Below are 21,825 nucleotides of genomic sequence, written 5' to 3' on the forward strand. Positions count from 1 at the left end.
CAAGGGGGGCGCAGATTCGATTTGGGGAAAGTAGGCGTCAAGCGCGAAGTTCGGTTGCAGAAGCCCTCGCCCGCTTGCTAGCGTCAGCAGGCGATTCACGTCGTCTTGGGGGACAAGACGCATCCGAAAGGTCGAAGCGGGGCCAAGTTGCTGCCGCACCATAAGAAGCCGCAAGCTTCGACGCTGAGGGTGTGATCCGTTTCAAATGGGAGCAGATGCTCCGGTTTGGCAGGTGATGCCGCCACCGGGTTATCCGGGTGGTTCGGCATGTCTTCATTCCCGCCCCACCGCAAGGTGGACCCGTGTCGGTGACGAGTGTCGGTATGAAAAGCGATGGAAAAAGACATGACGAACGAACTCTGGGGGCAGGTGTGCAATGAGCTACAAAGGACGGTCGGCCGGACCAACTTCAACACCTGGATCGCGCCCCTTCAGCTGATCGACCTGTCGGACGGCATCGTCTCTTTCGAAGCGCCCACGAAATTCATGTGCGACTGGGTGTCGCGCAACTATGGCGAGCCGATTCTGCGCGAGCTGCGCAATTCCGGCGTTGCCGCCGAACGCGTCGCGATCCGCGTGCCGGAAGGCCGCCCGGTTGCGCCGCCGGTCGAAACCCGCCCCGTCGCAGAAAAGGCACCGGCCGCCCCACGCCGGACCCTGCGCGCAATGGATGAGCAGGAGCTTCCCGGGGCGCCGCTCGACGCCCGCTTCACCTTTGACAGCTTTGTCGTCGGCAAGCCGAACGAGCTCGCCCATGCCGCCGCGCGCCGCGTGGCCGAAGGCGGCCCGGTCACCTTCAACCCGCTGTTTCTCTATGGCGGCGTCGGGCTCGGGAAGACCCACCTGATGCACGCCATCGCGCATGATCTGCAAACCCAGCATGGCGAGCTGCGCGTGCTGTATCTCTCGGCCGAGCAGTTCATGTACCGCTTCGTGCAGGCGCTGCGCGACCGTCAGATCATGGATTTCAAGGAGCTGTTCCGCTCGGTCGATGTGCTGATGGTCGATGACGTGCAATTCATCGCCGGCAAGGACAGCACGCAGGAAGAATTCTTCCACACCTTCAACGCCTTGGTCGATCAGGGCAAGCAGATCGTGATTTCCGCCGACCGCGCGCCGGGCGAGATCAAGGATCTCGAGGAGCGGATCAAAAGCCGCCTGCAATGCGGGCTCGTCGTCGACCTGCATCCGACCGATTACGAACTGCGTCTGGGCATCCTGCAAACCAAAACCGAGGCCTATGCTGCCCGCAACCCGGGGGTCGTCGTGGCCTCGGGCGTGCTTGAATTCCTCGCGCATCGGATCACCACCAACGTCCGCGTGCTCGAAGGCGCGCTGACGCGGCTGTTCGCCTTTGCCTCGCTCGTCGGTCGGGAAATCACCCTCGATCTGGCGCAGGAATGTCTGGCCGATATCCTGCGCGCGTCTGACCGTCGCGTGACGATCGAGGAGATTCAACGCAAGGTGGCCGAGCATTACAACGTCCGTCTGTCGGACATGATCGGGCCGAAGCGTCTGCGCACCATCGCCCGTCCGCGGCAGGTGGCGATGTATCTGTCGAAGCATCTGACCACCCGTTCGCTGCCCGAAATCGGGCGTCGGTTCGGGGGCCGCGATCACACCACGATCATGCATGGCATCCGCAAGATCGACGAACTTATGGCGACCGATCGGCAACTGGCCGAGGATATCGGGCTGCTGAAGCGGCTGATGGAATCCTGAACCCTTGACGCCCCGCGCAAAGCGGCGGAATGTCCGGAAAAATCTTGTTCCGGCGCGGCGGCGTGTTACCTTGCCGCCCCCGGAAACCGGTGAGGAATGGATATGAAGATCAGCATCGAACGCGCCGCCCTTCTCAAGGCGGTGTCTCAGGCCCAGTCGGTTGTCGAGCGGCGCAACACCATTCCGATCCTGGCCAACGTGCTGATCGAGGCCGAGGGCTCGACCGTGTCCTTCCGCGCCACCGATCTGGATATCGAGGTGGTGGACAAGGCTCCGGCGCAGGTCGAACGCGCGGGGGCGACCACGGTTTCGGCGGTGATGCTGCATGAGATCGTGCGCAAGCTGCCCGACGGGTCGCTGGTGCAGCTCTCGGATGATGCGGCGGCGGGGCGGTTGTCCGTCATGGCCGGACGCTCGAGCTTCAACCTGGCGACGCTGCCGCGCGAGGATTTCCCGGTGATGGCGTCGTCGGAATATACCGCGAATTTCGCCGCCAAGGCGGGCGTGCTGAAACGGCTCTTCGACAAGTCGAAATTCGCGATCTCGACCGAGGAGACGCGCTATTACCTGAACGGCGTCTACATGCATGTGGCGACGGGCGAAGAGGGTCCTGCCCTGCGCTGCGTCGCGACCGACGGGCACCGGCTGGCGCGGATCGACGCGGCCCTGCCCGAAGGGGCAAACGGCATGCCGGGCGTGATCGTGCCGCGCAAGACGGTGAACGAGCTGCGCAAGTTGCTCGATGACGACGAGGCGCAGATTGCGGTCTCGGTCTCGGAAACCAAGGTGCGCTTCGCGACGCCGGCAATCACGCTCACCTCGAAGGTGATCGACGGGACGTTCCCCGATTACACCCGCGTCATTCCGATGGGGAACACCCGGCGTCTGGAAGTCGACGCGGCCGAGTTTGCGAAGGCCGTCGACCGTGTGGCGACCGTGTCTTCGGAACGTTCGCGCGCGGTGAAGCTGAGCCTGGACGAGGACCGGCTGGTCCTTTCGGTCAATGCCCCCGATGCGGGCGCGGCCGAGGAAGAGCTGGCCGTGGCCTATGGCGACGAGCGGCTGGAGATCGGCTTCAACGCGAAATACCTGCTGGAGATCGCGTCGCAGGTGGACCGCGAAAACGCCGTCTTCCTGTTCAACTCCTCGGGCGATCCGACGCTGATGCGCGAGGGCAATGACACCTCGGCGGTCTATGTCGTGATGCCGATGCGCGTGTGACGCAGGCGGCAAGGGCGTATTTGGACCAAGAAAAAGCAGGGCCGCGATGCTGCGGGATCTGACCTTGTTGCAGTTCCGCTCGCATCGGCGTGCGGTTCTGTCGGTCGATACCCGGCCTGTGGCGCTTTATGGGCCGAACGGCGCGGGCAAGACTTCGGTGCTGGAGGCGGTGTCGCTGCTCTCGCCCGGGCGGGGGCTGCGCCGCGCTTCGGCCGAGGAATTGATCCGGCGGCAGGAACAGGTCGGCTGGAAGATCCGTGCGACGCTGTCGGATTACGAGATCGAGACCTCGGCCCTGCCCGGATCGTCGCGCGAGGTGCTGATCGACGGCAAGGCTGCTGCGCAAGTCGCCTTGGGGCGGCTTTTGCGCGTGCTGTGGCTGGTGCCCGCGATGGATCGGCTCTGGATCGAAGCCGCCGAGGGGCGGCGGCGGTTTCTGGACCGGATGACGCTGTCGTTCTTTCCGACCCATGCCGAGGCCGTGCTGGCCTATGAAAAGGCGATGCGCGAACGCAACCGGCTTTTGAAGGACGAGATCCGCGATGCCGCCTGGTATGGCGCGTTGGAGGCCCGGATGGCCGAGGCAGGCGCCCTGATGAACGCGCATCGGCGCCAGGCCTTGGCGCAGATTGCGACGGCGCAGCGGGGCGCGGCGACGGCTTTTCCGGCCGCCGATCTGGGTCTGACCGCCGAAGGGCCGGAGGATCTGACCACCGCTTTGGCCGAGGGGCGGCGCCGCGACATGGCCGCGGGGCGGACGCTGGAGGGCCCGCATAGGGTCGATCTGACCGCCGTCTATGCGGAAAAGGCGATCCCGGCCGATCAATGCTCGACCGGCGAGCAAAAGGCGCTGCTGATTTCGCTGCTTCTGGCCAATGCCCGGGCGCTTGCCGGAGAAAATACCGTGCTGCTGCTGGATGAGGTGGCGGCGCATCTGGATGCCGGGCGGCGGGCAGCGCTCTATGACGAAATCTGCGCCCTGCCCGCGCAGGTGCTGATGACCGGCACCGGGGCCGAGCTTTTCGACTCCCTTGGCGACCGCGGGCGGTATTGGCAGGTGACCGAGGTCGCAGGAACCTCGGAACTGGTGGAAAGCAGCCCCTGAAACGCTGAATATTGTGGCCAAGGCGTGACATTGCCTGCCCGAAACTCTATAAGTCCGCAACGATCAGCAGGATAGGCGCGGATGACCGAAACCCCGAAGAACAAAGCCGAATATGGCGCGGAGTCGATCAAGGTCCTGAAAGGCCTCGAAGCGGTGCGCAAACGCCCCGGCATGTATATCGGCGACACCGACGACGGCTCGGGCCTGCATCACATGGTCTATGAGGTCGTCGACAACGGCATCGACGAGGCCCTCGCGGGCCACGCAAATTATGTGGCGGTGAAGATCCACGCCGACAGCTCGGTTTCGGTGCGCGACAACGGCCGGGGGATTCCGGTCGACATCCACCCCGAAGAGGGCGTCTCGGCGGCCGAGGTCATCATGACCCAGCTGCATGCGGGCGGCAAATTTAACAATACCGACGAGGGCGGCAACGCCTACAAGGTCTCGGGCGGTCTGCACGGCGTCGGCGTGTCCGTGGTGAACGCGCTCTCGGATTGGCTGGAACTGAAGGTCTGGCGGAACGACAAGGTCTATTTTGCCCGCTTCGAAAAAGGCGATTGCGTGGTCCATGTCCACGAAATCGGCGATGCGCCCGGCGAAAAGGGCACCGAGGTCCGGTTCATGGCCTCGTCGAAAACCAACGACCCCGAGGGGACGTTTTCGAACCTCGATTACGTCTTCAAGACGCTCGAAACCCGGTTGCGGGAACTGGCCTTCCTGAACTCGGGCGTGCGGATCATTCTGGAAGACGAACGCCCCGCCGAGCCCCTGCGCAGCGAGCTGCATTACGACGGTGGCGTGCGCGAATTCGTCAAATACCTCGACCGCTCGAAAACCGCGGTGATGCCCGAGCCGATCTACATGGTCGGCGAGGTCCGCGGCATCGGCGTCGAAGTGGCAATGTGGTGGAACGACAGCTACCACGAGACCGTGCTGCCCTTCACCAACAACATTCCCCAGCGCGACGGCGGCACCCACCTTGCGGGCTTCCGCGGCGCGCTGACCCGCACGATCACGAAATACGCGCAAGACAGCGGCATCGCGAAGCGCGAAAAGGTCGATTTCACCGGCGATGACGCCCGCGAAGGCCTGACCTGCGTTTTGTCGGTGAAAGTGCCCGATCCGAAATTCTCCAGCCAGACCAAGGACAAGCTGGTGTCCTCCGAGGTCCGTCCGGCGGTCGAGAATCTGGTGAACGAGAAGCTGTCCGAGTGGTTCGAGGAACACCCGACCGAGGCCAAGGGCATCGTCGGCAAGATCATCGAAGCCGCGCTGGCACGGGAAGCCGCCCGCAAGGCCCGGGAACTGACCCGCCGCAAGACCGCGATGGATGTGGCCAGCCTGCCCGGCAAGCTGGCCGATTGTCAGGAAAAAGACCCCGCGCTGAGCGAAGTCTTCCTGGTCGAAGGGGATTCGGCCGGTGGCTCGGCCAAGCAGGGGCGCGAACGGAAAAATCAGGCCGTGCTGCCGCTGCGGGGCAAGATCCTGAACGTGGAGCGGGCGCGGTTCGACCGGATGCTGTCCTCGGATCAGATCGGCACGCTGATCACCGCGCTGGGCACCGGGATCGGGCGCGACGAGTTCAACATCGCGAAGCTGCGCTACCACAAGATCGTCATCATGACCGATGCCGACGTCGATGGCGCACACATCCGCACGCTGCTTCTGACCTTCTTCTTCCGGCAGATGCCGGAGCTGATCGAGCATGGCTATCTGTATATTGCGCAGCCGCCGCTTTACAAAGTTGCCCGCGGCAAATCCGAAGTTTACCTGAAGGATCAGGCTGCCCTGGAAGATTACCTTGTGCATCAAGGCGTCGAAGGGGCGATCCTGCGGCTGGGCGACGGCACCGACATCATTGGCGCCGACCTGACCCGTCTGGTCGAGGAAGCCCGGCAGATCCGTCGCATCCTGCAAGCCTTCCCGACGCATTACCCGCAGCGCATTCTCGAACAGGCGGCGATCGCCGGGGCGCTTCTGCCCGGCCGGATCGACGCCGATGCGCAGGGCGTGGCCGACGAGCTTTCGGCGCGGCTCGACCTGATTGCGCTCGAATATGAACGCGGCTGGATGGGGCGGCCGACGCAGGATCACGGGCTGCGGATGTCGCGCATTCTGCGCGGCGTCGAAGAGGTGCGCACACTTGATGGCCCGGTGCTGCGCTCGGGCGAGGCGCGGCGGCTGTCGCAATTCACCACGAGCCTGCAGGAAAGCTACCGCGCCCCAGCCCGCCTGGTCCGCAAGGACCGCGAGCAATTCATCTATGGGCCGCTCGATCTGCTGACGGCGATCCTGCAAGAGGGCGAAAAGGGCCTGACGCTGCAACGCTACAAGGGTCTGGGAGAGATGAACCCGGAGCAACTGTGGGAAACCACGCTCGATCCGGCGGCGCGGACGCTGTTGCAGGTGCGCGTCGATGATGTGGCCGAGGCCGAGGACATCTTCTCGAAGCTGATGGGCGATGTGGTGGAACCGCGACGCGAATTCATCCAGCAAAACGCGCTGAGCGTGGAAAACCTCGATTTCTGAGGCCTGTTCGGGCCGGGACGGAAGGGGAAGATCATGAGCGAGAGCGACAGGATCGACGCTGCGATCCGCACGGCCGAAGATCTGGCCAAAGGCCACCGGCCCGATCCGGCGGACCCGCGGCTTTTGCGCGATGCGCTTGGCCGCTTTGCGACCGGGGTAGCGTTGGTCACCGCCTGCGATGTCGATGATGGCAATCCGATCGCCATCGTCGTCAATTCCTTTGCTTCGGTTTCGCTCGATCCGCCGCTGGTGTTGTGGTCGGCGGCGCGCAGCTCGATGCGGCACCGCCATTTCACCTCGGCGCCCGCGTTCGCCATTCACATTTTATCCGAGGTGCAACGCGATCTGACCTCGCGATTCTCGCGTTCGGGTCCCGGGTTCGAGGGGCTGACACTCGCCCGCAATGGCGAGGGCGTGCCAGTGCTTCCCGAGACGCTGGCACGATTCGACTGCGTGACCGAGGCCCTGCACGAGGGCGGCGATCACACCATCATCATCGGCCGTGTCACCCGTTTCGACCTGCAGCGCGAAGGCGGGCCTTTGTGCTTCTTTGGCGGCGGCTTTGGCGGGTTCACCCCCGGAAGCTGACCCGGAACCCCTCATGATTGCTTGGGATTTTAGCCGTTAAGGCCGCCTTAAGTGGCGGCTGCTATCTCTTGTCGCGGGTGAAATTGAGGTGGTGGGAATGGGCGCACACGATGGTGTCGCACCAGTCATCATCAAGCGCAAGAAGGTCGTCGGGGGCGGCGGGCACCACGGTGGGGCGTGGAAAGTTGCCTATGCCGACTTCGTCACTGCCATGATGGCCTTCTTTCTGCTGATGTGGCTGTTGAACGCGACAACAGAAAAGCAACGCAAGGGGATTGCGGATTACTTCAACCCGACGATTCCGATCAACCGGATCTCGGGCGGCGGCGAAGGCGCCTTTGGCGGCGATTCCGTCTTTTCCGAAGATCAGGTGGCACAGAACGGAACCGGGGCTTCGGGGCAAGCGCCGACCGAAGAACGGCAGGCCCGGGGCGACAGCGGCACCGTCAAGGAGCAGCAAAAACCCGATCAGGCCGAGTTCGACCGGATGGCCAAGGAAATCGAAAAGGCGCTCTCTGCGACCTCGGGCGAATCGATGGTCAGCGAGCAGATGGCCCGGCACATCGTGACGAAAGTGACGGATGAAGGGCTGATCGTCGAATTCTTCGATCTTGAAGACGAGCCGCTCTTTGCCCCCGAAACCGCCGAGCCGGAGCCGATTCTGGGCGAGATTGCCGGCATGCTGAACCGGGTTTTCGGGCTCGCCAAGAACAACATCGCAATCAATGGGCATACACGTTCCTATCCGTCGATGCTGCGGGCGAATCCGGTCTGGGATCTGTCCTCGTCGCGGGCCCAGACGATGCGTGAGCTAATGGAAAAAGCGGGTTTCGATCCGGCGCGGGTGGAACGGGTTTCCGGATTTGCCGACCGCAAACACGCAGTCGATACGCCGATGTCGGTGCGCAACAACAGGCTCGAGTTGATCTTGCTGCGCAACGGGCGCTGAAACGAACGAAGAAGAAATCGGACGTATTTTACGCGTTAGGCCGATCTTAACGGCGACTGCGGCAGTGTGGACTTCGATCGAGGACGCAGCAGCAGAAAGGCGCTCTTATGTCCATTTCTTCTTCGCTCAACGCGGGTGTGGCCGGTCTTTCGGCCAACTCAACGCGATTGGCAACGATTTCCGACAACATCGCCAACTCGGGCACATACGGCTACAAGCGGGCGACGGCGGATTTCGAAAGCATGGTCCTGACGCAGACGCGCAGCGCGGGCACCTATTCTGCGGGCGGCGTCCGGGCGTCTTCGGGACGGCTGATCGACGAACGCGGATCTCTGGTTTCGACCTCGAACGCGATGGACATCGCGATCTCGGGCCGGGGCTTCCTGCCGGTGGCCAACACCTCGGCCCTTGAAGGGGGGCTGGGCAATCAACCGTTGACCATGACATCGACCGGGTCTTTCCATACCGACGAAGATGGCGTGCTGCGCACCGATTCCGGTCTGGTTTTGCTGGGCTGGCCTGCGCTTGCCGATGGCACGATTCCGGTCAATGCGCGCGATACCGTCTCGGGGCTCGAGCCGGTCGTGATCAACGCCAACCAGACCGCGGGCGATCCGACGACGACGATGAACTGGGGGATCAACCTGCCTGCGGACGAAACCGCCTATGGGGCAGGCGGCGAAACCCAGACCTCGACAATCGAGTATTTCGGCAACCTTGGAAACTCGAATACGCTGACGGTCTCGTTTACCCCGACTTTGCCGGCGAATGACGGCGATCCGAATACGAACACCTGGACGATGCGAATCACCGACTCGGCCACCACGGGGAACCCGACCGGTCTTGGCGCGGGGATCGTAGGGGAATATACGCTCGAATTCGACAACACGGGCACCAACGGCGGCACGCTGGCCAATGTCACCACGGTGGCGGGCCCGACCTGGGACTCGACCGAAGGTACGCTCAACTTCACCGATGCTGCGGGCTTTGCCTTGGCCGACGGGCTGCAGGACATCACCGTCACCATCGGCAAGCAGGGCGATACGAATGGTCTGACTCAACTGGCGTCCGATTTCGCGCCCACGTCGATCAGCAAGGATGGGTCGCCAGTGGGCAACCTGACCTCGGTCGAAATCGATGAAAACGGGTATATCAAAGCGACCTATGACACGGGCTTCATCCGTACCGTCTACCAGGTTCCGCTCGTCGACGTCGCGAACATCAACGGCCTGAATGCGCTCGACAACCAGACCTTCCAGGTCTCGTCCACCTCAGGGTCGTTCTATCTCTGGAACGCGGGCGACGGCCCGACCGGCGCCATCAAGGGCTATGCCCGTGAAGGCTCCGCCGTTGACGTTGCGACAGAGCTGACGAACCTGATCCAGACCCAACGCGCCTATTCGTCGAACGCGAAGGTCATCCAGACCGTCGATGAAATGCTTCAGGAGACGACGAACATCAAGCGCTGAGCCTGATGAACGCCTTAGGAGGAGATGACCCATGAGCATCGCTAGTGCCTTCAACTTCGCCCGTTCGGGTCTGACGGCATCATCTCGGATGGCAGAGGTCGTCTCTTCCAACATCGCCAATGCGATGACCGAGGGCTACGCGCGCCGCGAACTTTCGCTCAGCTCGCAGACCTTGGGCGGAACGGGGGGCGGCGTCAGTATTGTCGGGGTGAACCGCGTGGTGAATCAGGTTGTGACACAAGACCTGATGCTGGCCGATGCGGCTTCGGCGAACTCCACCGCCAAGACCGATTTCTACAACCGTCTTGAAACGCAGATTGGCGATCCGGAAACAGCCGGATCGCTTTCTGCCACGATGTCCGAATTCGAGAACGCGTTGCAGACAGCCGGTAGCATGCCCGATAGCACTCCCCGACTGACGGCGACCGTCAAGGCGGCCGCAACGGTCGTCAGCAAAGTCAATTCCATTTCCGATGATATTCAGGCAACACGACTGACCGCCGACAAGTCGATCGGCAAACAGGTCCAGACCCTGAACCAGACTCTGTCACAGCTGGAAGAATTGAACCGGACGATCACGACCCAGATTTCCATCGGCAACGATGCTGCCGGACTGATGGACGAACGCCAATCGCTGGTGAACCAGATCTCCGAAATCGTTCCGATCCGGGTCGTGCAGCGCGACAACAACCAGATCTCGCTTTTTACCAGCGGCGGGGCGATCTTGCTTGATGGCACGGCTGCCCACCTCGATTTCGATGGGGCTGGTGTGATGCAGGCGAGTTACAGCCTCTCCTCGGGGGAACTGAGCGGGATCACGATCAATGGTGTTTCCGTGTCTACCGCGGATGATGGTCCCCTGGGCGGCGGAACCCTTGGCGCCGCATTTGCTGTTCGGGACGAGCTTGCCCCGGAGGCGCAGAGCCAACTTGATGCCTTTGCCATGGATCTTGTGAACAGGTTCCAGGATTCGTCTGTCGACACGACTCTAAGTTCGACTGACCCCGGGTTGTTCACCGATCGCGGTGACGCCTTCGAATTCGCGAGTGACGGAACCGCACTCGATCCCTCCAAAGAGGTTGGCCTGGCTGGTCGGCTGAGGCTGAACGCAATCGTCGATCCAGAACAGGGTGGCGCCGTCTGGCATCTGCGGGACGGTCTCATGGCCGGATCTCAGGGTGCAATCGGCGATGCAACGATTCTGAACGCCCTCTCCGGCGCCTTGTCCAAAGCATCGGCCCCCGCTTCGGGGGATTTCGGTTCCGCGCTGCGCAGCTCTTCTGGTCTGGCCTCCGATCTTCTGTCCTACGCGTCATCGGGCAGGCAATCTGCCGAACTCACTCAAGGCTATACCACTGCGCGTCAGGAAACGCTGAAAGAGATGTCGCTCGCCGATGGCGTCGACACGGATTACGAAATGCAAACCCTTCTCGTCGTGGAGAAGGCCTATGCCGCCAACGCAAAGGTCGTTCAGACCATAGACGCGATGCTGCAAGAACTTCTGGATATCTGACATGAAATACATCTCTGTCGGCGACATGTCGCAAACTTATCAGATGCGGCGTCACAACGTGCAGCTGAAGTCGACGATCTCGCGTCTTTCGGACGAGATGGTCACGGGTATCAGTCAGGATCTCGGCGCGGCGGTCGGCGGCGACTTCACTGCGTTGGCAGCCATCGACCACTCGCTCGCCCGCAGCGACACGTTCAAGCAGGTTGCCGAAGAGACGACTCTTGTCGCAAGCACTCAGCAAAACGCGCTCGAAACGATTCAGGGGCACGCCCAGACAATCGGCCCAACTCTTGTGTCTTCGTCCTACAGCGGCTCCTCCGGCATGATCGACTCCGGGGCACAGACGGCCGCCGAGCGGTTTTCCTCCGTGATCGACGCCCTGAATATCAGTGTCGCGGGACGCTATGTCTTCTCCGGCACCACCACCGACACGAAGCCTGTTGCCTCAGCGGATACGATCATTTCTGGACTCGAAACCGCCATTTCTGGACTGATTGCGGCGGAAGACATCGCCAATGCCGTCGATGACTGGTTCGACGCCGCCTCGGGCAATGGCGGTTTTCTGGATCAGGCCTATCTTGGAAGCGACGACAGCCTGGCCTCGGTACGGGTATCCGAAACAGACACGGCGCAACTGAAGATCACCGCAGCCGATCAGACAATTCGGGACAGCCTGAAGGGCTTCGCCCTCGCCACACTCGTCGCACGCGATCTGGTGCCAAGTGATACCGAAACGCGTGCCTTGCTGATCAGGGCCGCGGGCGAACGTATCACCGCGGGCGAGCGAGAAATCACCGACCTGAGGTCGGAACTTGGGACGGTTGAGAGCATCATCACGGATGCTCAAACCCGGAACTCGGCGCAGAAAACGGCGCTTGGCATTGCCCGCAAAGACTTGGTCGGTGTCGACGATTACGAAAGTGCGACCGCGCTTGAGGCTGCACAAACGCAAATGGAAACACTTTACACCCTGACGTCACGTCTGACGAAACTCTCCCTGACGGATTATCTCTGATGAAAATCGCCGCTTTCCTGCTGATGCTTCTGCTGCCGACGATCTGCGTAGCATCGCCGATCCGCATCAAGGATCTCGTCGACTTCGATGGCGTCCGTGGCAACGATCTCGTGGGCTACGGGCTCGTCGTCGGCTTGAACGGAACCGGCGACGGCATCCGCAACGCCCCTTTCACCGAAGAGATCATGTCAAATATCTTGGAGCGCCTCGGCGTTAACGTTACCGGCGAGCAATTCCGGCCCAAGAACGTCGCCGCGGTCATGGTGACAGCCTCGCTGCCGCCCTTCGCGCGCGCCGGGGCCAAGATTGACGTCACCGTTTCGGCGATCGGCGACGCCAAGAGCCTTCTGGGCGGAACGCTCGTCATGACTCCGCTCAATGCCGCCGATGGCGAGATTTATGCCGTCGCGCAAGGTGCCGTGATCGCGGGCGGGGTCTCCGCTCAGGGGGCTGCTGCTTCGGTCGTGCAGGGGGTGCCGACCTCGGGCACGATCCCCTCGGGGGCCCATGTGGAACGCGAGATCGGCTTCAAGCTCGACAGCCTGTCTGACGTGCGGTTGGCGCTTCGGACGCCGGACTTCACCACGGCAGCCCGAATCGAAAAGGCGATCAACAGTGAATTTGGCGCCCGTATTGCCGCAATGGAGGATTCAGGGACCGTTTCCGTCAGCATCGCCAATGCCAATATGCGCTCGGCCGCCCATGTGCTGGAACGACTGGAAAACCTGACCGTCGAGCCCGAGCAGCGTGCACGCGTCGTCGTCGATCAGCGATCGGGGACCATCGTCATGGGCGAGGATGTGCGGATTTCGCGCGTCGCTGTCAGTCAGGGCAACCTGACACTGCGGGTTCAGGAAAAACCGCTGGCTGTGCAACCAAACCCCTTCGCGCGCGGCGAGACTGTCGTCGTTCCCCGGACCGAGGCGTCGATCCAGCAAGGCGCGGGGCTGAAGATGGCCGAAGTCGGTGAGACAAGTTCGCTCTCCGATGTTGTGGCCGGTCTGAATGCCCTGGGTGTCAGCCCGCGCGACATGATCGACATCCTGAAAAGCATCAACTCTGCCGGGGCGCTTCATGCCGAGTTTCTGGTAAACTGAACCCGGAACATCAATTTGTCATCGGGCGCACCTTCCCTGCGCGCCCTTTTCTTTATCTGCTCCGAATTTGGCCGTTACGAGACTTCGCGTTTGACCTTTCAAACGATCGATTGAATTCTGCAGGCATGAGCGACGAACGCGACATGACCGACTCGGGCACGAGACCCGAGGGAACCGCCGGGGCACTGGTCGCCGCGGCCCTTGAGATTTTCGGACGCAAGGGCTTCGACGCCACCTCGACCCGCGAAATCGCGGCCGCCGCAAAAACCAATATCGCCTCGATCTCCTATCATTTCGGTGGCAAGGCCGGATTGCGCATCGCCTGCGCCGAGGCTTTCGCCACCCGTGTCGGCGCGCTGGTCGGAAACCTGATCACGCAGGAACCCACTGGCCCCCATGCGGCAGAAGACCTGCTTCTGGCCTTGATCGACCGCCTCGCGAGCCAGCTGATAGGATCGGCAGAGATGAGACCGCTCGTGGCTTTCGTCCTGCGCGAAATTGCCGATGGCGGACCGGGGGTCGACGTCATTTTCAACGCAATGATCGGCCCTGCGCATCAAAGGTTGTGTCGGATCTGGGCGCGGGCGACGGGCGAAGATCCCGATGCCGAAGCGGTAAAGATCTTCGTTTTCAGCATCATCGGCCAGATCGTCTATTTCCGCATCGGCACCGCCATCGTCACCCGCCGCATGGGTTGGGCCGACATCGGCCCCGAGGAAGCGTCGAAGATCGTCGCGGTGCTGAAAGCCAATCTCAAAGACTTGATCGCGGCCAGACGGAGGTTCCCGAAATGACCCTGTGCGCGCTTCCCCTGATCGCCGCGCTGTTGAGTAGCTGCGCCGCGCCCGCCCCGCTTGCGACCGGATATGTCGAAGGCGAGCATGTGCTGATCGCACCGGTCTCGGTGGCGGAACTGGCCCATCTTTCCGTCGCGCGTGGGCAGCGGGTGCGGGCGGGGGAGCCGCTGGCCGAACAGGAAGACCGCGATGCGCGGATTGCCGTCGAACAGGCGACCGCAGCTTTGGCGCAGGCGGAAAGCCAACTGCAAAACCTGCGTGAAGGCAAACGACCCGAGGAAATCCGGGTGATCGAGGCCTCGCTCGCTTCGGCCAAGGCGCAGGCGACCGAGTCCGAACGCACCGCCCTGCGGCTTGCGGCGCTGGAAGCCCGCGGTGCGGCGACCTCGGCCCAGCGCGAGGATGCGCAGACCGCACTGACCGTCGCACAGGCGAAGGTGGCCGAGATCGAGGCCAATCTGGCCGTCGCCCGTCTGCCCGCCCGTCAGGCCGAAATCACCGCCGCCGAGGCCGCCGTCCGCGCTGGTCAGGCGACGCTCGAACAGGCGAACTGGGTGCTCGAGAAACGCAAGCTGACCGCACCGAGCGACGGGGTGATCTCGGATCTGCTGCGACGGCCGGGCGAGATTTCGGGGCCGACTGCACCGGTGCTGACGATGCTGCCCGATGGCGCGGTGAAGCTGCGGCTTTATGTGCCCGAAGCGCAGGTGGCGCAGGTGCAGGCCGGAACCCGGCTCGAGGTGCATTGCGACGGCTGCGCCCCGGGGCTGAGCGCCACCGTGTCCTATGTCTCCGACGGGCCGGAGTTTACCCCCCCGGTGATCTACTCGCTGCAAAACCGGCAGAAGCTCGTCTTCATGGTCGAGGCCCGCCCGGAGGGCGACGCCGGGCTGAAACCCGGTCAGATCGTCGATGTCAGTCTGGCCGAGGCCAGCAAATGACCGCACCCGCCATTGCCGTGACCGAGCTGACGAAGCGGTTCGGCAGTCGAACGGTGGTGGACCGGGTCTCGATCACCGTGCAACCGGGCGAGATCGTCGGCTTTCTGGGGCCGAACGGCTCGGGCAAGACTACGACGATCCGGATGATGTGCGGCTTGCTGACCCCAGATGCAGGATCTGGCCGGGTACTTGGCCACGACATCTTACGAAACCAATCCGCCATCAAGCGCGAGGTCGGTTATATGACCCAGCGTTTCAGCTTTTACGAAGACCTGACCATCGCCGAAAACCTGAGCTTCGTCGCGGGCGTCTATGGCCTGCCCGGCAGTGCCGTCCCCGACACGTTGGAGGATCTCGGCCTGACCAGCCGCCGCGCGCAACTGGCCGGATCGCTCTCGGGCGGCTGGAAGCAACGCCTGGCGCTGGCCGCCTGCATCATGCACCGCCCGAAACTGCTGATGCTCGACGAACCCACCGCGGGCGTCGATCCGAAAGCCCGGCGCGAATTCTGGGACGAAATCCATGCCCGCGCCGCCACCGGCCTCACCGTCCTCGTCTCGACCCATTACATGGACGAGGCGGAACGCTGCCATCGCATCAATTACATCTCTTACGGCAAGCTGATTTCCCAGGGCACGGTGGCCGAGGTGATCGCGGCGGCCGGTCTTGTGACCGTGATCCTGCGCGGCGGCCGCACCGCCGAGGCACAAGAGCGGCTGGCCGGGCAGCCGGGCGTCGATCAGGTGGCGCATTGGGGGTCGGACCTGCATGTGATCGGCCGCGACGGCCCAGCGCTCCGCCGCGCCGCAACCGAGGTCGCCACCGCCACCGGCGCCAGCGTGATCGAGGCCGAAACCAGCCTTGAAGACGTGTTCATCCAGCTCATGGGCGCATCGACGGACAACATGTCATGACCAACTTTCTGTCTCTCCGCCGCCTTCTGACCATCATCCGCAAGGAAGCGGTGCAGATGCGCCGTGACCGCATCACCTTTGCGATGATGCTGGGCGTGCCCTTGATGCAGCTGATGCTGTTCGGGTTCGCGATCAACAACGACCCGAAGGGCCTGCCCGCCGCCCTGGTCGCCCCGGCACAGGACCGCTATTCCCGGGCGCTGGTTTCTGCGCTGGAACTGACCGGCTATTACCGCTTCACCCATCCGCAAGTCAGTGTCGCCGAGGGCGAGCGGCTGATCGCCACCGGACAGGTCAGTTTCGTCGTCACTGTGCCCTCTGATTTCGGCCGCAAGGTCATGCGCGGCGAGCATCCGCAGATATTGATCGAGGCAGATGCCACCGATCCCGCCGTTGCCTCGGGCGCCATCGGCACGCTTGGCACCGTCGCCGCGCAAGCGCTTTTGCGCGAAAGCGGCACCGAAGCCGAAGCCGAAGCAAGCGCGGCGCAAAAGCTCGAGGTCGTCGTGCACCGCCGTTACAACCCCGAGGGCCTCACGCAATACAACATCGTCCCCGGGCTTCTGGGCGTGATCTTGCAGATGACGATGGTGATGATGACCGCGATGGCGCTGACGCGCGAGGTCGAGCGCGGCACGATGGAAAACCTGCTTTCGATGCCAGTTACGCCGATCGAGGTGATGCTGGGCAAGGTGCTGCCGTTCTTCGTCGTCGGCGCGGTGCAGGTCATGGTGGTGCTGACGGCGGCCAAGACGATCTTCGGCGTGCCCTTCGTCGGCAGCCTGTGGCTTTTGATGCTTGGGGTGCTCGTTTTCGTGATGGCGCTGGTGGTGCTGGGCTATGTGTTTTCCACCTTGGCCCGCACGCAGATGCAGGCAATGCAGCTGACCTTCTTTTACTTTCTGCCCTCGATCCTGCTTTCGGGCTTCATGTTCCCGTTTCGCGGCATGCCGACCTGGGCGCAGTGGATCGGGGAAACGCTGCCCTTGACGCATTTCCTGCGGCTCATTCGCGGGGTGATGCTGAAGGGGGCGACTTTGGCCGACATCGCGCAACCGCTGCTGACGCTGACGGGCTTTGCGGTCTTCTTCTCGCTTCTGGCGCTGAGCCGGTTCCGGCAGACGCTGGATTGACGGCGGGGCGATTGAAAAGGGCCGCTTGCGCGGCCCTTCCAAGGTTCAGACGAACCGGTTCCAGAGATTTTCGAGCCGCTCTTGCCGCCCGGATTTCGGCTGCGGGTTGATGCCCTTGGCCCGCACCAGCGCCTCGATGCTGGCCAGATCCGAGCCGAGCATCGCTTTCGCCTCGGGCTTGTCCCAGCCCGCATAGCGCGCGTTGCGGTTCGCTTCGAGCCCGCCATCTTCCAAAAGCGCGGCAGCAGCCTTCAGCGCCCGGGCGCAAACGTCCATCGCGCCGACATGGCCGAGGATCAGATCTTCCGGGTCGATAGACTGACGGCGGATCTTGGCGTCGAAGTTGGTGCCGCCGGTGGTGAACCCGCCCGCTTTCAGCACTTCGTAATAGGCCCGCGCCATTTCCGGCACCGAATCCGGGAACTGGTCGGTGTCCCAGCCCGATTGGTAATCGTTGCGGTTCATGTCGATCGACCCAAGGATGCCAAGGCTGGCCGCCAGCGCCAGTTCATGCTCGAAGCTGTGCCCGGCCAGGATCGCGTGACCCTGTTCGATGTTCAGCTTCACCTCGTTTTCCAGCCCGAAGCGTTTCAGGAAGCCGTAGACCGTCGCCACATCGTAGTCATATTGGTGCTTCGACGGCTCCTGCGGTTTCGGCTCGATCAGGATCGTGCCCTTGAAGCCGATCTTGTGCTTGTAGTCGACGACCATCTGCAGGAAGCGCCCGGCATGCTCCGCCTCGCGGGTCAGATCGGTGTTCAGAAGCGTCTCGTAGCCTTCGCGACCGCCCCAAAGCACATAGTTCTGACCGCCCAGCTTGTGGGTGGCATCCATGCAGGTCTTCACCGTCGCCGCCGACCAGGCAAAGACCTCCGGGTCGGGGTTCGTCGCGGCACCCGACATGAAGCGGCGATGGCTGAACAGGTTCGCCGTACCCCAGAGCAGTTTCGTCTGCGATCCCGCCATCTTCTCGCCGATGTAATCGACGATGGTTTCAAGGTTGCGGGTGTTTTCCGCGAAATCCTTGCCCTCGGGACGGATGTCGGCGTCGTGGAAGCAGAAGAACGGCGCGCCGAGAATATCGAACATCTCGAAGGCGACATCGGCCTTCAGCTTCGCCAGATCGAGCGTGTCGCCGAACCACGGCCGCTCGAAGGTCTGGCCACCGAAGGGGTCGCCGCCCGGCCAGGCGAAGCTGTGCCACCAGGCAATGGCAAAGCGCAGATGCTCGGCCATCGTCTTGCCCATCACCACTTCCGTGGGGTTGTAGTGCCGGAAGGCGAATTCATTGGTGGAATTCGGGCCCTCGTAGCGGATTTGCGGAATACCCTTGAAGAAGTCGGTCATGTCAGTCCCCGGATTGCGGCCTGTGCCGCGCGGTAGCGGGCATGGCCTTCGTCGAATGCCGCCGACAGCGCCGAAACAGGCTCTATCACGGCTGAAATCACCGGTTGCGAGGCCACTTCGGCCCCGGCCCCGGTGGCGGCCATCACGGCCAGTCGCGCGGCGCCAAAGGCCCCGCCGAAATCCCCCGCCACCGGCAAGGACACCGGCGTGCCCAGCGCCGTGGCAATCGCCTGACACCAGTAAGCCGATTTCGAGCCCCCGCCGACGGCCAGCAGGCTGTCAATCTGCGTCCCGGTCGCGGCCAAGGCATCGCGGCAATCGCGGATGGCAAAGGTCACGCCTTCCAGAACCGCCCGCGTCGCGGCCGCGCGGTCGGTCGCATGTTCAAGGCCGATGAAGGCGCCGCGGATCGCGGCATCGTTCAAAGGCGTGCGCTCGCCGCCCAGATAGGGCAGGAATCGGGTCTTTCCGGGCGCCTGAAGCGCACCAAGACCCGAAGTCAGATCCTTGGGCGAGGCCCCCGCGATACGCGAAAACCAGTTCAGCGCATCGGTCGCGGCCAGGATCACCCCCATCTGATGCCAGGTTCCCGGCAGCGCGTGGCAGAATGTGTGCACGGCCGTCGCGGCATCGGGCTGATAGCCGTCATTCGCGGCAAAGAGCACGCCCGAGGTGCCAAGGCTGACAAACGCCTGACCGGCCTTCACCACACCAACGCCGATGCCCGAGGCAGCGTTATCGCCCCCGCCCCCGGCCACGACGACACCGGCGGGCATCCCGAACCGCTCGGCCAATTCGGCTCTGATCTGGCCCGAAACCTCGGAGCCCTCGACCAGACGCGGCATCTGATCGCGGCGCATCCCCGAGGCTTTCAGCAATTCCTCGGACCAGTCGCGGCGGCCGACATCAAGCCACGAGGTCCCCGCCGCATCGGACATTTCCGCCACATGCTCGCCGGTCAGCCAAAGCCGCAGATAGTCTTTCGGCAACAGCACCTTCGCCACGCGGGCGAAAATCTCGGGTTCATGCCGCGCCACCCAGCACAGCTTCGGCGCGGTGAAGCCCGGAAAGACGATGTTGCCCGAGAGCCGCCGGAAGATCGGGTTCGCATCGAGTTCGGCAGCTTCCACATGGCTGCGGGTGTCGTTCCAAAGGATGCAGGGCCGCAGCACGTCATCCGACTCATCGATCAGCGTCGCCCCGTGCATCTGCCCCGACAGCCCGATCCCGCGCAGCTGACCCAGACCGAAGCCCGACAGCTCGGCCAGCACCTTTTCCGCCGCGCCGATCCAGTCGGCAGGCGCCTGTTCCGACCAGCCCTCATGCGGGCGGGACACGGTCAGGGGGGCCGTCGCCTCGGCCAGAACCTTCTGATCAGCGTCGATCAGGATGCCCTTGAGCCCGGAGGTGCCCAGATCCAAACCGAGATACATCAGCAGGCCACCCCCTCGGGCTTCTTGCCAAGAATGATCATGCCGAGGATATCCTCGTCGGTGACCTCGTTCACCTTGACCGTGCCGACCAGCTGGCCGTTCTTCATCACCGAAGCGCGGTCGCACAGCCGCATGACGTTGTGAATGTCATGCTCGATCAGGAAGATGCCCAAACCCTGCGCCTTCAGCTCTTCGATCAGTTCCGCCACCATCTGGGTTTCATGCGGGCCCAGCGCGGCGGTGGGCTCGTCCATGATCAGGATACGCGCGTTGAAATAGACCGCCCGCGCGATCGCCACCGACTGCCGCTGCCCGCCCGAGAGCGCCTTCACCGGCTCCTTGAACTTGCGGAAGTTCGGATTGAGCCGCCCCATGATCTTGCGGGTCTCGGCCTCCATCTGCGCATCGTCGACAAAGCCGAAGGGCGTCACCAGCTCGCGGCCCAGGAACAGGTTCGAGGCCGCATCAAGGTTGTCCGCCAGCGCCAGCGTCTGATAGATCGTCTCGATGTTATAGGCGCGGGCATCGCGCGGATTGCGGATCTCGGCCTTTTCGCCGTTGATATAGATGGCGCCGCTATCCATTTGGTAAGCGCCCGACAGGCACTTGATCAGGGTCGATTTGCCAGCGCCGTTATGGCCCAGCAGACCGACCACCTCGCCCGGGTAAAGGTCGATGGTCACATGATCCACCGCCTTGATGCCGCCGAAGGCGATCGAGATGTCGCGCATCTCGACCAGAGGGGTTCCGCGATGGCTCATACCTTTTCCCCCGTGCGCTTGCGGTATTGGATGTCGATCCAGACGGCGAGAACCAGCACGCCCCCGACGACGATGTTCTGGAACGGCGCATCGACGCCGACCATCGCCATGCCCGATTGCAGCGTTTGCATGATCACCGCGCCCAGAACGGCGCCATAAATCGTGCCGATACCACCGGCCAAAGCCGTGCCGCCAATCACCGCCGCGGCGATGACGCGCAATTCATCAAGCGAGCCGATGTCGTTCGTGTGGTTGGCCAGACGCGCTTGCGCCACCATCGCCGAGATCGCGCAGAGAACGCCCATCAGGGTGAAGATCTTGACCGTCAGCATCCGGGTGTTGATGCCCGAAAGTTCGGCAGCATCCGGGTTGCCCCCGGCGGCGAAGATGTAGCGGCCAAAGCGGGTCTTGCGGGCGACGAGCGTCATCACGACAACGATGACGATCAGCATCAGCACCGAAATCGGCAGACCGAAGTAATCGACGTACCCCTCGGGCAAGACCTCGCCGCGCGACTCGAATTCGCGTTTCAGACGGCCGACCGGGATCGCATAGCTGTTCAGGATCGCGACAAAGCCGAGGATCGCCGCAACCGAGGCGGCCATCAGCGCGCCCTCGGCCCATATCGGCTTCACCGGGAATTCATGCCGGATCTTCGCCTGACGTGCGCGCCAAAGCCCGAAAACCGAAAGAATGGAGAAGAGAATCGCCAGCCCCCATGAGAGGGCCGAGCCCACCGTGCCCTCGACACCGCCAAACAGCATGAAGGTCTGATCGAGCGGCCCAAGCGTCTGCCCATCGGTCAGGTACCAGCCCACGTTGCGCCAGATCAGCAGCCCGCCCAGCGTCACGATGAAGGCCGGAATCCGTTGATAGCCGACGAGCCAGCCGTTCAGCGCGCCGATCGCGGCGCCGGTCAGAAGACCCGCAATCACGGTGAGCGGCATCACCAGCGGATGGCCGATGCCGAACAGCTGCGGCAGCAGCTGCACCTGCATCACCCCCATCACCGAGGAACAGATGGCCAGCACGGCGCCCACCGAAAGGTCGATGTGCCGGGTGACGATCACGAAGACCATGCCGGTGGCCATGATCGCCACGGAAACGGTCTGGATCGACAGGTTGAAGATGTTGCGGGGCGTCAGGAAGCGCCCTTCGGTGATCACGTTGAAGACAAGGCAGATCACGACGAAGGCGCCGATCATGCCCAGAAGCCGTGTATCCACCTCGAGCGATTGCAAAAGCGAGCGCTTTTGACCGCCGTCCTGCGGGGCCGGAGTGTTCATGG

Annotated in this window: 18 protein-coding genes; 14 read left to right on the forward strand and 4 right to left on the reverse strand. The window is 63.2% G+C overall.

Going from position 1 to position 21,825, the window contains the following annotated elements; genetic code table 11:
• Nucleotides 1-345: 345 nt before the first annotated feature.
• The 14 genes from dnaA to ACTTAI_RS00830 all read left to right on the forward strand — a co-directional run bounded on the left by dnaA (nucleotide 346) and on the right by ACTTAI_RS00830 (nucleotide 16,996).
• Entirely contained in the window at nucleotides 346-1,722 is a 1,377-nt protein-coding gene (dnaA, locus tag ACTTAI_RS00765) for a chromosomal replication initiator protein DnaA (RefSeq protein WP_444453508.1), read from the forward strand.
• A gap of 102 nt (nucleotides 1,723-1,824) precedes the next feature.
• Nucleotides 1,825-2,943 (forward strand): DNA polymerase III subunit beta, encoded by a 1,119-nt coding sequence (gene dnaN, locus ACTTAI_RS00770; RefSeq protein ID WP_444453509.1) that lies wholly within the window; start codon nucleotides 1,825-1,827, stop codon nucleotides 2,941-2,943.
• Nucleotides 2,944-2,989: 46 nt separating this feature from the next.
• A complete protein-coding gene (gene recF, locus ACTTAI_RS00775) occupies nucleotides 2,990-4,048 on the forward strand; it encodes a DNA replication/repair protein RecF (RefSeq protein ID WP_444453510.1) in 1,059 nt (352 codons plus the stop codon).
• 81 nt (nucleotides 4,049-4,129) lie between these two features.
• Nucleotides 4,130-6,580 carry a DNA topoisomerase (ATP-hydrolyzing) subunit B gene (gene gyrB / locus ACTTAI_RS00780; protein WP_444453512.1) on the forward strand — a complete coding sequence of 817 codons (2,451 nt, stop codon included), beginning with the start codon at nucleotides 4,130-4,132 and terminating at the stop codon, nucleotides 6,578-6,580.
• Nucleotides 6,581-6,613: 33 nt separating this feature from the next.
• Complete coding sequence (locus tag ACTTAI_RS00785) at nucleotides 6,614-7,168, forward strand: flavin reductase family protein (RefSeq protein ID WP_444453514.1); 555 nt, start codon at nucleotides 6,614-6,616, stop codon at nucleotides 7,166-7,168.
• A gap of 97 nt (nucleotides 7,169-7,265) precedes the next feature.
• A complete protein-coding gene (locus tag ACTTAI_RS00790) occupies nucleotides 7,266-8,117 on the forward strand; it encodes a flagellar motor protein MotB (RefSeq protein WP_444453516.1) in 852 nt (283 codons plus the stop codon).
• Nucleotides 8,118-8,224: 107 nt separating this feature from the next.
• Nucleotides 8,225-9,586: a flagellar hook protein FlgE gene (locus ACTTAI_RS00795; RefSeq protein ID WP_444453517.1), complete on the forward strand. Its 1,362-nt coding sequence runs from the start codon at nucleotides 8,225-8,227 to the stop codon at nucleotides 9,584-9,586.
• A 31-nt stretch (nucleotides 9,587-9,617) separates the two neighbouring features.
• Nucleotides 9,618-11,099 carry a flagellar hook-associated protein FlgK gene (gene flgK, locus ACTTAI_RS00800; RefSeq protein WP_444453518.1) on the forward strand — a complete coding sequence of 494 codons (1,482 nt, stop codon included), beginning with the start codon at nucleotides 9,618-9,620 and terminating at the stop codon, nucleotides 11,097-11,099.
• A 1-nt stretch (nucleotide 11,100) separates the two neighbouring features.
• The gene (locus ACTTAI_RS00805) at nucleotides 11,101-12,114 is read left to right on the forward strand and encodes a flagellin (RefSeq protein ID WP_444453520.1); all 1,014 of its coding nucleotides are present in this window, start codon (nucleotides 11,101-11,103) and stop codon (nucleotides 12,112-12,114) included.
• Entirely contained in the window at nucleotides 12,114-13,211 is a 1,098-nt protein-coding gene (locus tag ACTTAI_RS00810; protein ID WP_444453522.1) for a flagellar basal body P-ring protein FlgI, read from the forward strand. The genes ACTTAI_RS00805 and ACTTAI_RS00810 overlap by 1 nt, the downstream gene beginning before the upstream one ends.
• Before the next feature lie 125 nt (nucleotides 13,212-13,336).
• Complete coding sequence (locus ACTTAI_RS00815) at nucleotides 13,337-14,005, forward strand: CerR family C-terminal domain-containing protein (protein ID WP_444453523.1); 669 nt, start codon at nucleotides 13,337-13,339, stop codon at nucleotides 14,003-14,005.
• Entirely contained in the window at nucleotides 14,002-14,949 is a 948-nt protein-coding gene (locus ACTTAI_RS00820; protein ID WP_444453525.1) for an HlyD family secretion protein, read from the forward strand. The genes ACTTAI_RS00815 and ACTTAI_RS00820 overlap by 4 nt, the downstream gene beginning before the upstream one ends.
• On the forward strand, nucleotides 14,946-15,863 hold the full coding sequence (locus ACTTAI_RS00825) for an ABC transporter ATP-binding protein (RefSeq protein ID WP_444453527.1): 918 nt from the start codon (nucleotides 14,946-14,948) through the stop codon (nucleotides 15,861-15,863). The genes ACTTAI_RS00820 and ACTTAI_RS00825 overlap by 4 nt, the downstream gene beginning before the upstream one ends.
• Complete coding sequence (locus ACTTAI_RS00830) at nucleotides 15,860-16,996, forward strand: ABC transporter permease (protein WP_444453529.1); 1,137 nt, start codon at nucleotides 15,860-15,862, stop codon at nucleotides 16,994-16,996. Before ACTTAI_RS00825 ends, ACTTAI_RS00830 begins: the two co-directional genes overlap by 4 nt.
• Nucleotides 16,997-17,041: 45 nt before the next feature.
• On the opposite strand, the gene xylA is transcribed toward ACTTAI_RS00830, so the two are convergent.
• From xylA to ACTTAI_RS00850, 4 genes are read right to left on the reverse strand one after another with little or no spacing between them, the layout of a single operon-like run.
• The gene (gene xylA / locus ACTTAI_RS00835) at nucleotides 17,042-18,343 is read right to left on the reverse strand and encodes a xylose isomerase (RefSeq protein WP_444453530.1); all 1,302 of its coding nucleotides are present in this window, start codon (nucleotides 18,341-18,343) and stop codon (nucleotides 17,042-17,044) included.
• A complete protein-coding gene (xylB, locus tag ACTTAI_RS00840) occupies nucleotides 18,340-19,776 on the reverse strand; it encodes a xylulokinase (protein WP_444453532.1) in 1,437 nt (478 codons plus the stop codon). Before xylB ends, xylA begins: the two co-directional genes overlap by 4 nt.
• Complete coding sequence (locus ACTTAI_RS00845; RefSeq protein WP_444453534.1) at nucleotides 19,776-20,537, reverse strand: ATP-binding cassette domain-containing protein; 762 nt, start codon at nucleotides 20,535-20,537, stop codon at nucleotides 19,776-19,778. The genes xylB and ACTTAI_RS00845 overlap by 1 nt, the downstream gene beginning before the upstream one ends.
• Nucleotides 20,534-21,823, reverse strand: coding sequence for a sugar ABC transporter permease (locus ACTTAI_RS00850; RefSeq protein WP_444453536.1), 1,290 nt, complete (start codon nucleotides 21,821-21,823; stop codon nucleotides 20,534-20,536). The genes ACTTAI_RS00845 and ACTTAI_RS00850 overlap by 4 nt, the downstream gene beginning before the upstream one ends.
• Nucleotides 21,824-21,825 lie beyond the last annotated feature (2 nt).

The sequence above is a fragment of the Rhodobacter capsulatus genome (assembly GCF_052363175.1).
GTDB classification, from domain to species: domain Bacteria; phylum Pseudomonadota; class Alphaproteobacteria; order Rhodobacterales; family Rhodobacteraceae; genus Rhodobacter; species Rhodobacter capsulatus_D.

Bases quoted from the DNA above. Each gene is read 5' to 3' on its own strand.
- dnaA (WP_444453508.1), top strand. From the start codon at position 346: ATGACGAACGAACTCTGGGGGCAGGTGTGCAATGAGCTACAAAGGACG.
- dnaN (WP_444453509.1), top strand. From the start codon at position 1,825: ATGAAGATCAGCATCGAACGCGCCGCCCTTCTCAAGGCGGTGTCTCAG.
- recF (WP_444453510.1), top strand. From the start codon at position 2,990: ATGCTGCGGGATCTGACCTTGTTGCAGTTCCGCTCGCATCGGCGTGCG.
- gyrB (WP_444453512.1), top strand. From the start codon at position 4,130: ATGACCGAAACCCCGAAGAACAAAGCCGAATATGGCGCGGAGTCGATC.
- ACTTAI_RS00785 (WP_444453514.1), top strand. From the start codon at position 6,614: ATGAGCGAGAGCGACAGGATCGACGCTGCGATCCGCACGGCCGAAGAT.
- ACTTAI_RS00790 (WP_444453516.1), top strand. From the start codon at position 7,266: ATGGGCGCACACGATGGTGTCGCACCAGTCATCATCAAGCGCAAGAAG.
- ACTTAI_RS00795 (WP_444453517.1), top strand. From the start codon at position 8,225: ATGTCCATTTCTTCTTCGCTCAACGCGGGTGTGGCCGGTCTTTCGGCC.
- flgK (WP_444453518.1), top strand. From the start codon at position 9,618: ATGAGCATCGCTAGTGCCTTCAACTTCGCCCGTTCGGGTCTGACGGCA.
- ACTTAI_RS00805 (WP_444453520.1), top strand. From the start codon at position 11,101: ATGAAATACATCTCTGTCGGCGACATGTCGCAAACTTATCAGATGCGG.
- ACTTAI_RS00810 (WP_444453522.1), top strand. From the start codon at position 12,114: ATGAAAATCGCCGCTTTCCTGCTGATGCTTCTGCTGCCGACGATCTGC.
- ACTTAI_RS00815 (WP_444453523.1), top strand. From the start codon at position 13,337: ATGAGCGACGAACGCGACATGACCGACTCGGGCACGAGACCCGAGGGA.
- ACTTAI_RS00820 (WP_444453525.1), top strand. From the start codon at position 14,002: ATGACCCTGTGCGCGCTTCCCCTGATCGCCGCGCTGTTGAGTAGCTGC.
- ACTTAI_RS00825 (WP_444453527.1), top strand. From the start codon at position 14,946: ATGACCGCACCCGCCATTGCCGTGACCGAGCTGACGAAGCGGTTCGGC.
- ACTTAI_RS00830 (WP_444453529.1), top strand. From the start codon at position 15,860: ATGACCAACTTTCTGTCTCTCCGCCGCCTTCTGACCATCATCCGCAAG.
- xylA (WP_444453530.1), bottom strand. From the start codon at position 18,343: ATGACCGACTTCTTCAAGGGTATTCCGCAAATCCGCTACGAGGGCCCG.
- xylB (WP_444453532.1), bottom strand. From the start codon at position 19,776: ATGTATCTCGGTTTGGATCTGGGCACCTCCGGGCTCAAGGGCATCCTG.
- ACTTAI_RS00845 (WP_444453534.1), bottom strand. From the start codon at position 20,537: ATGAGCCATCGCGGAACCCCTCTGGTCGAGATGCGCGACATCTCGATC.
- ACTTAI_RS00850 (WP_444453536.1), bottom strand. From the start codon at position 21,823: ATGAACACTCCGGCCCCGCAGGACGGCGGTCAAAAGCGCTCGCTTTTG.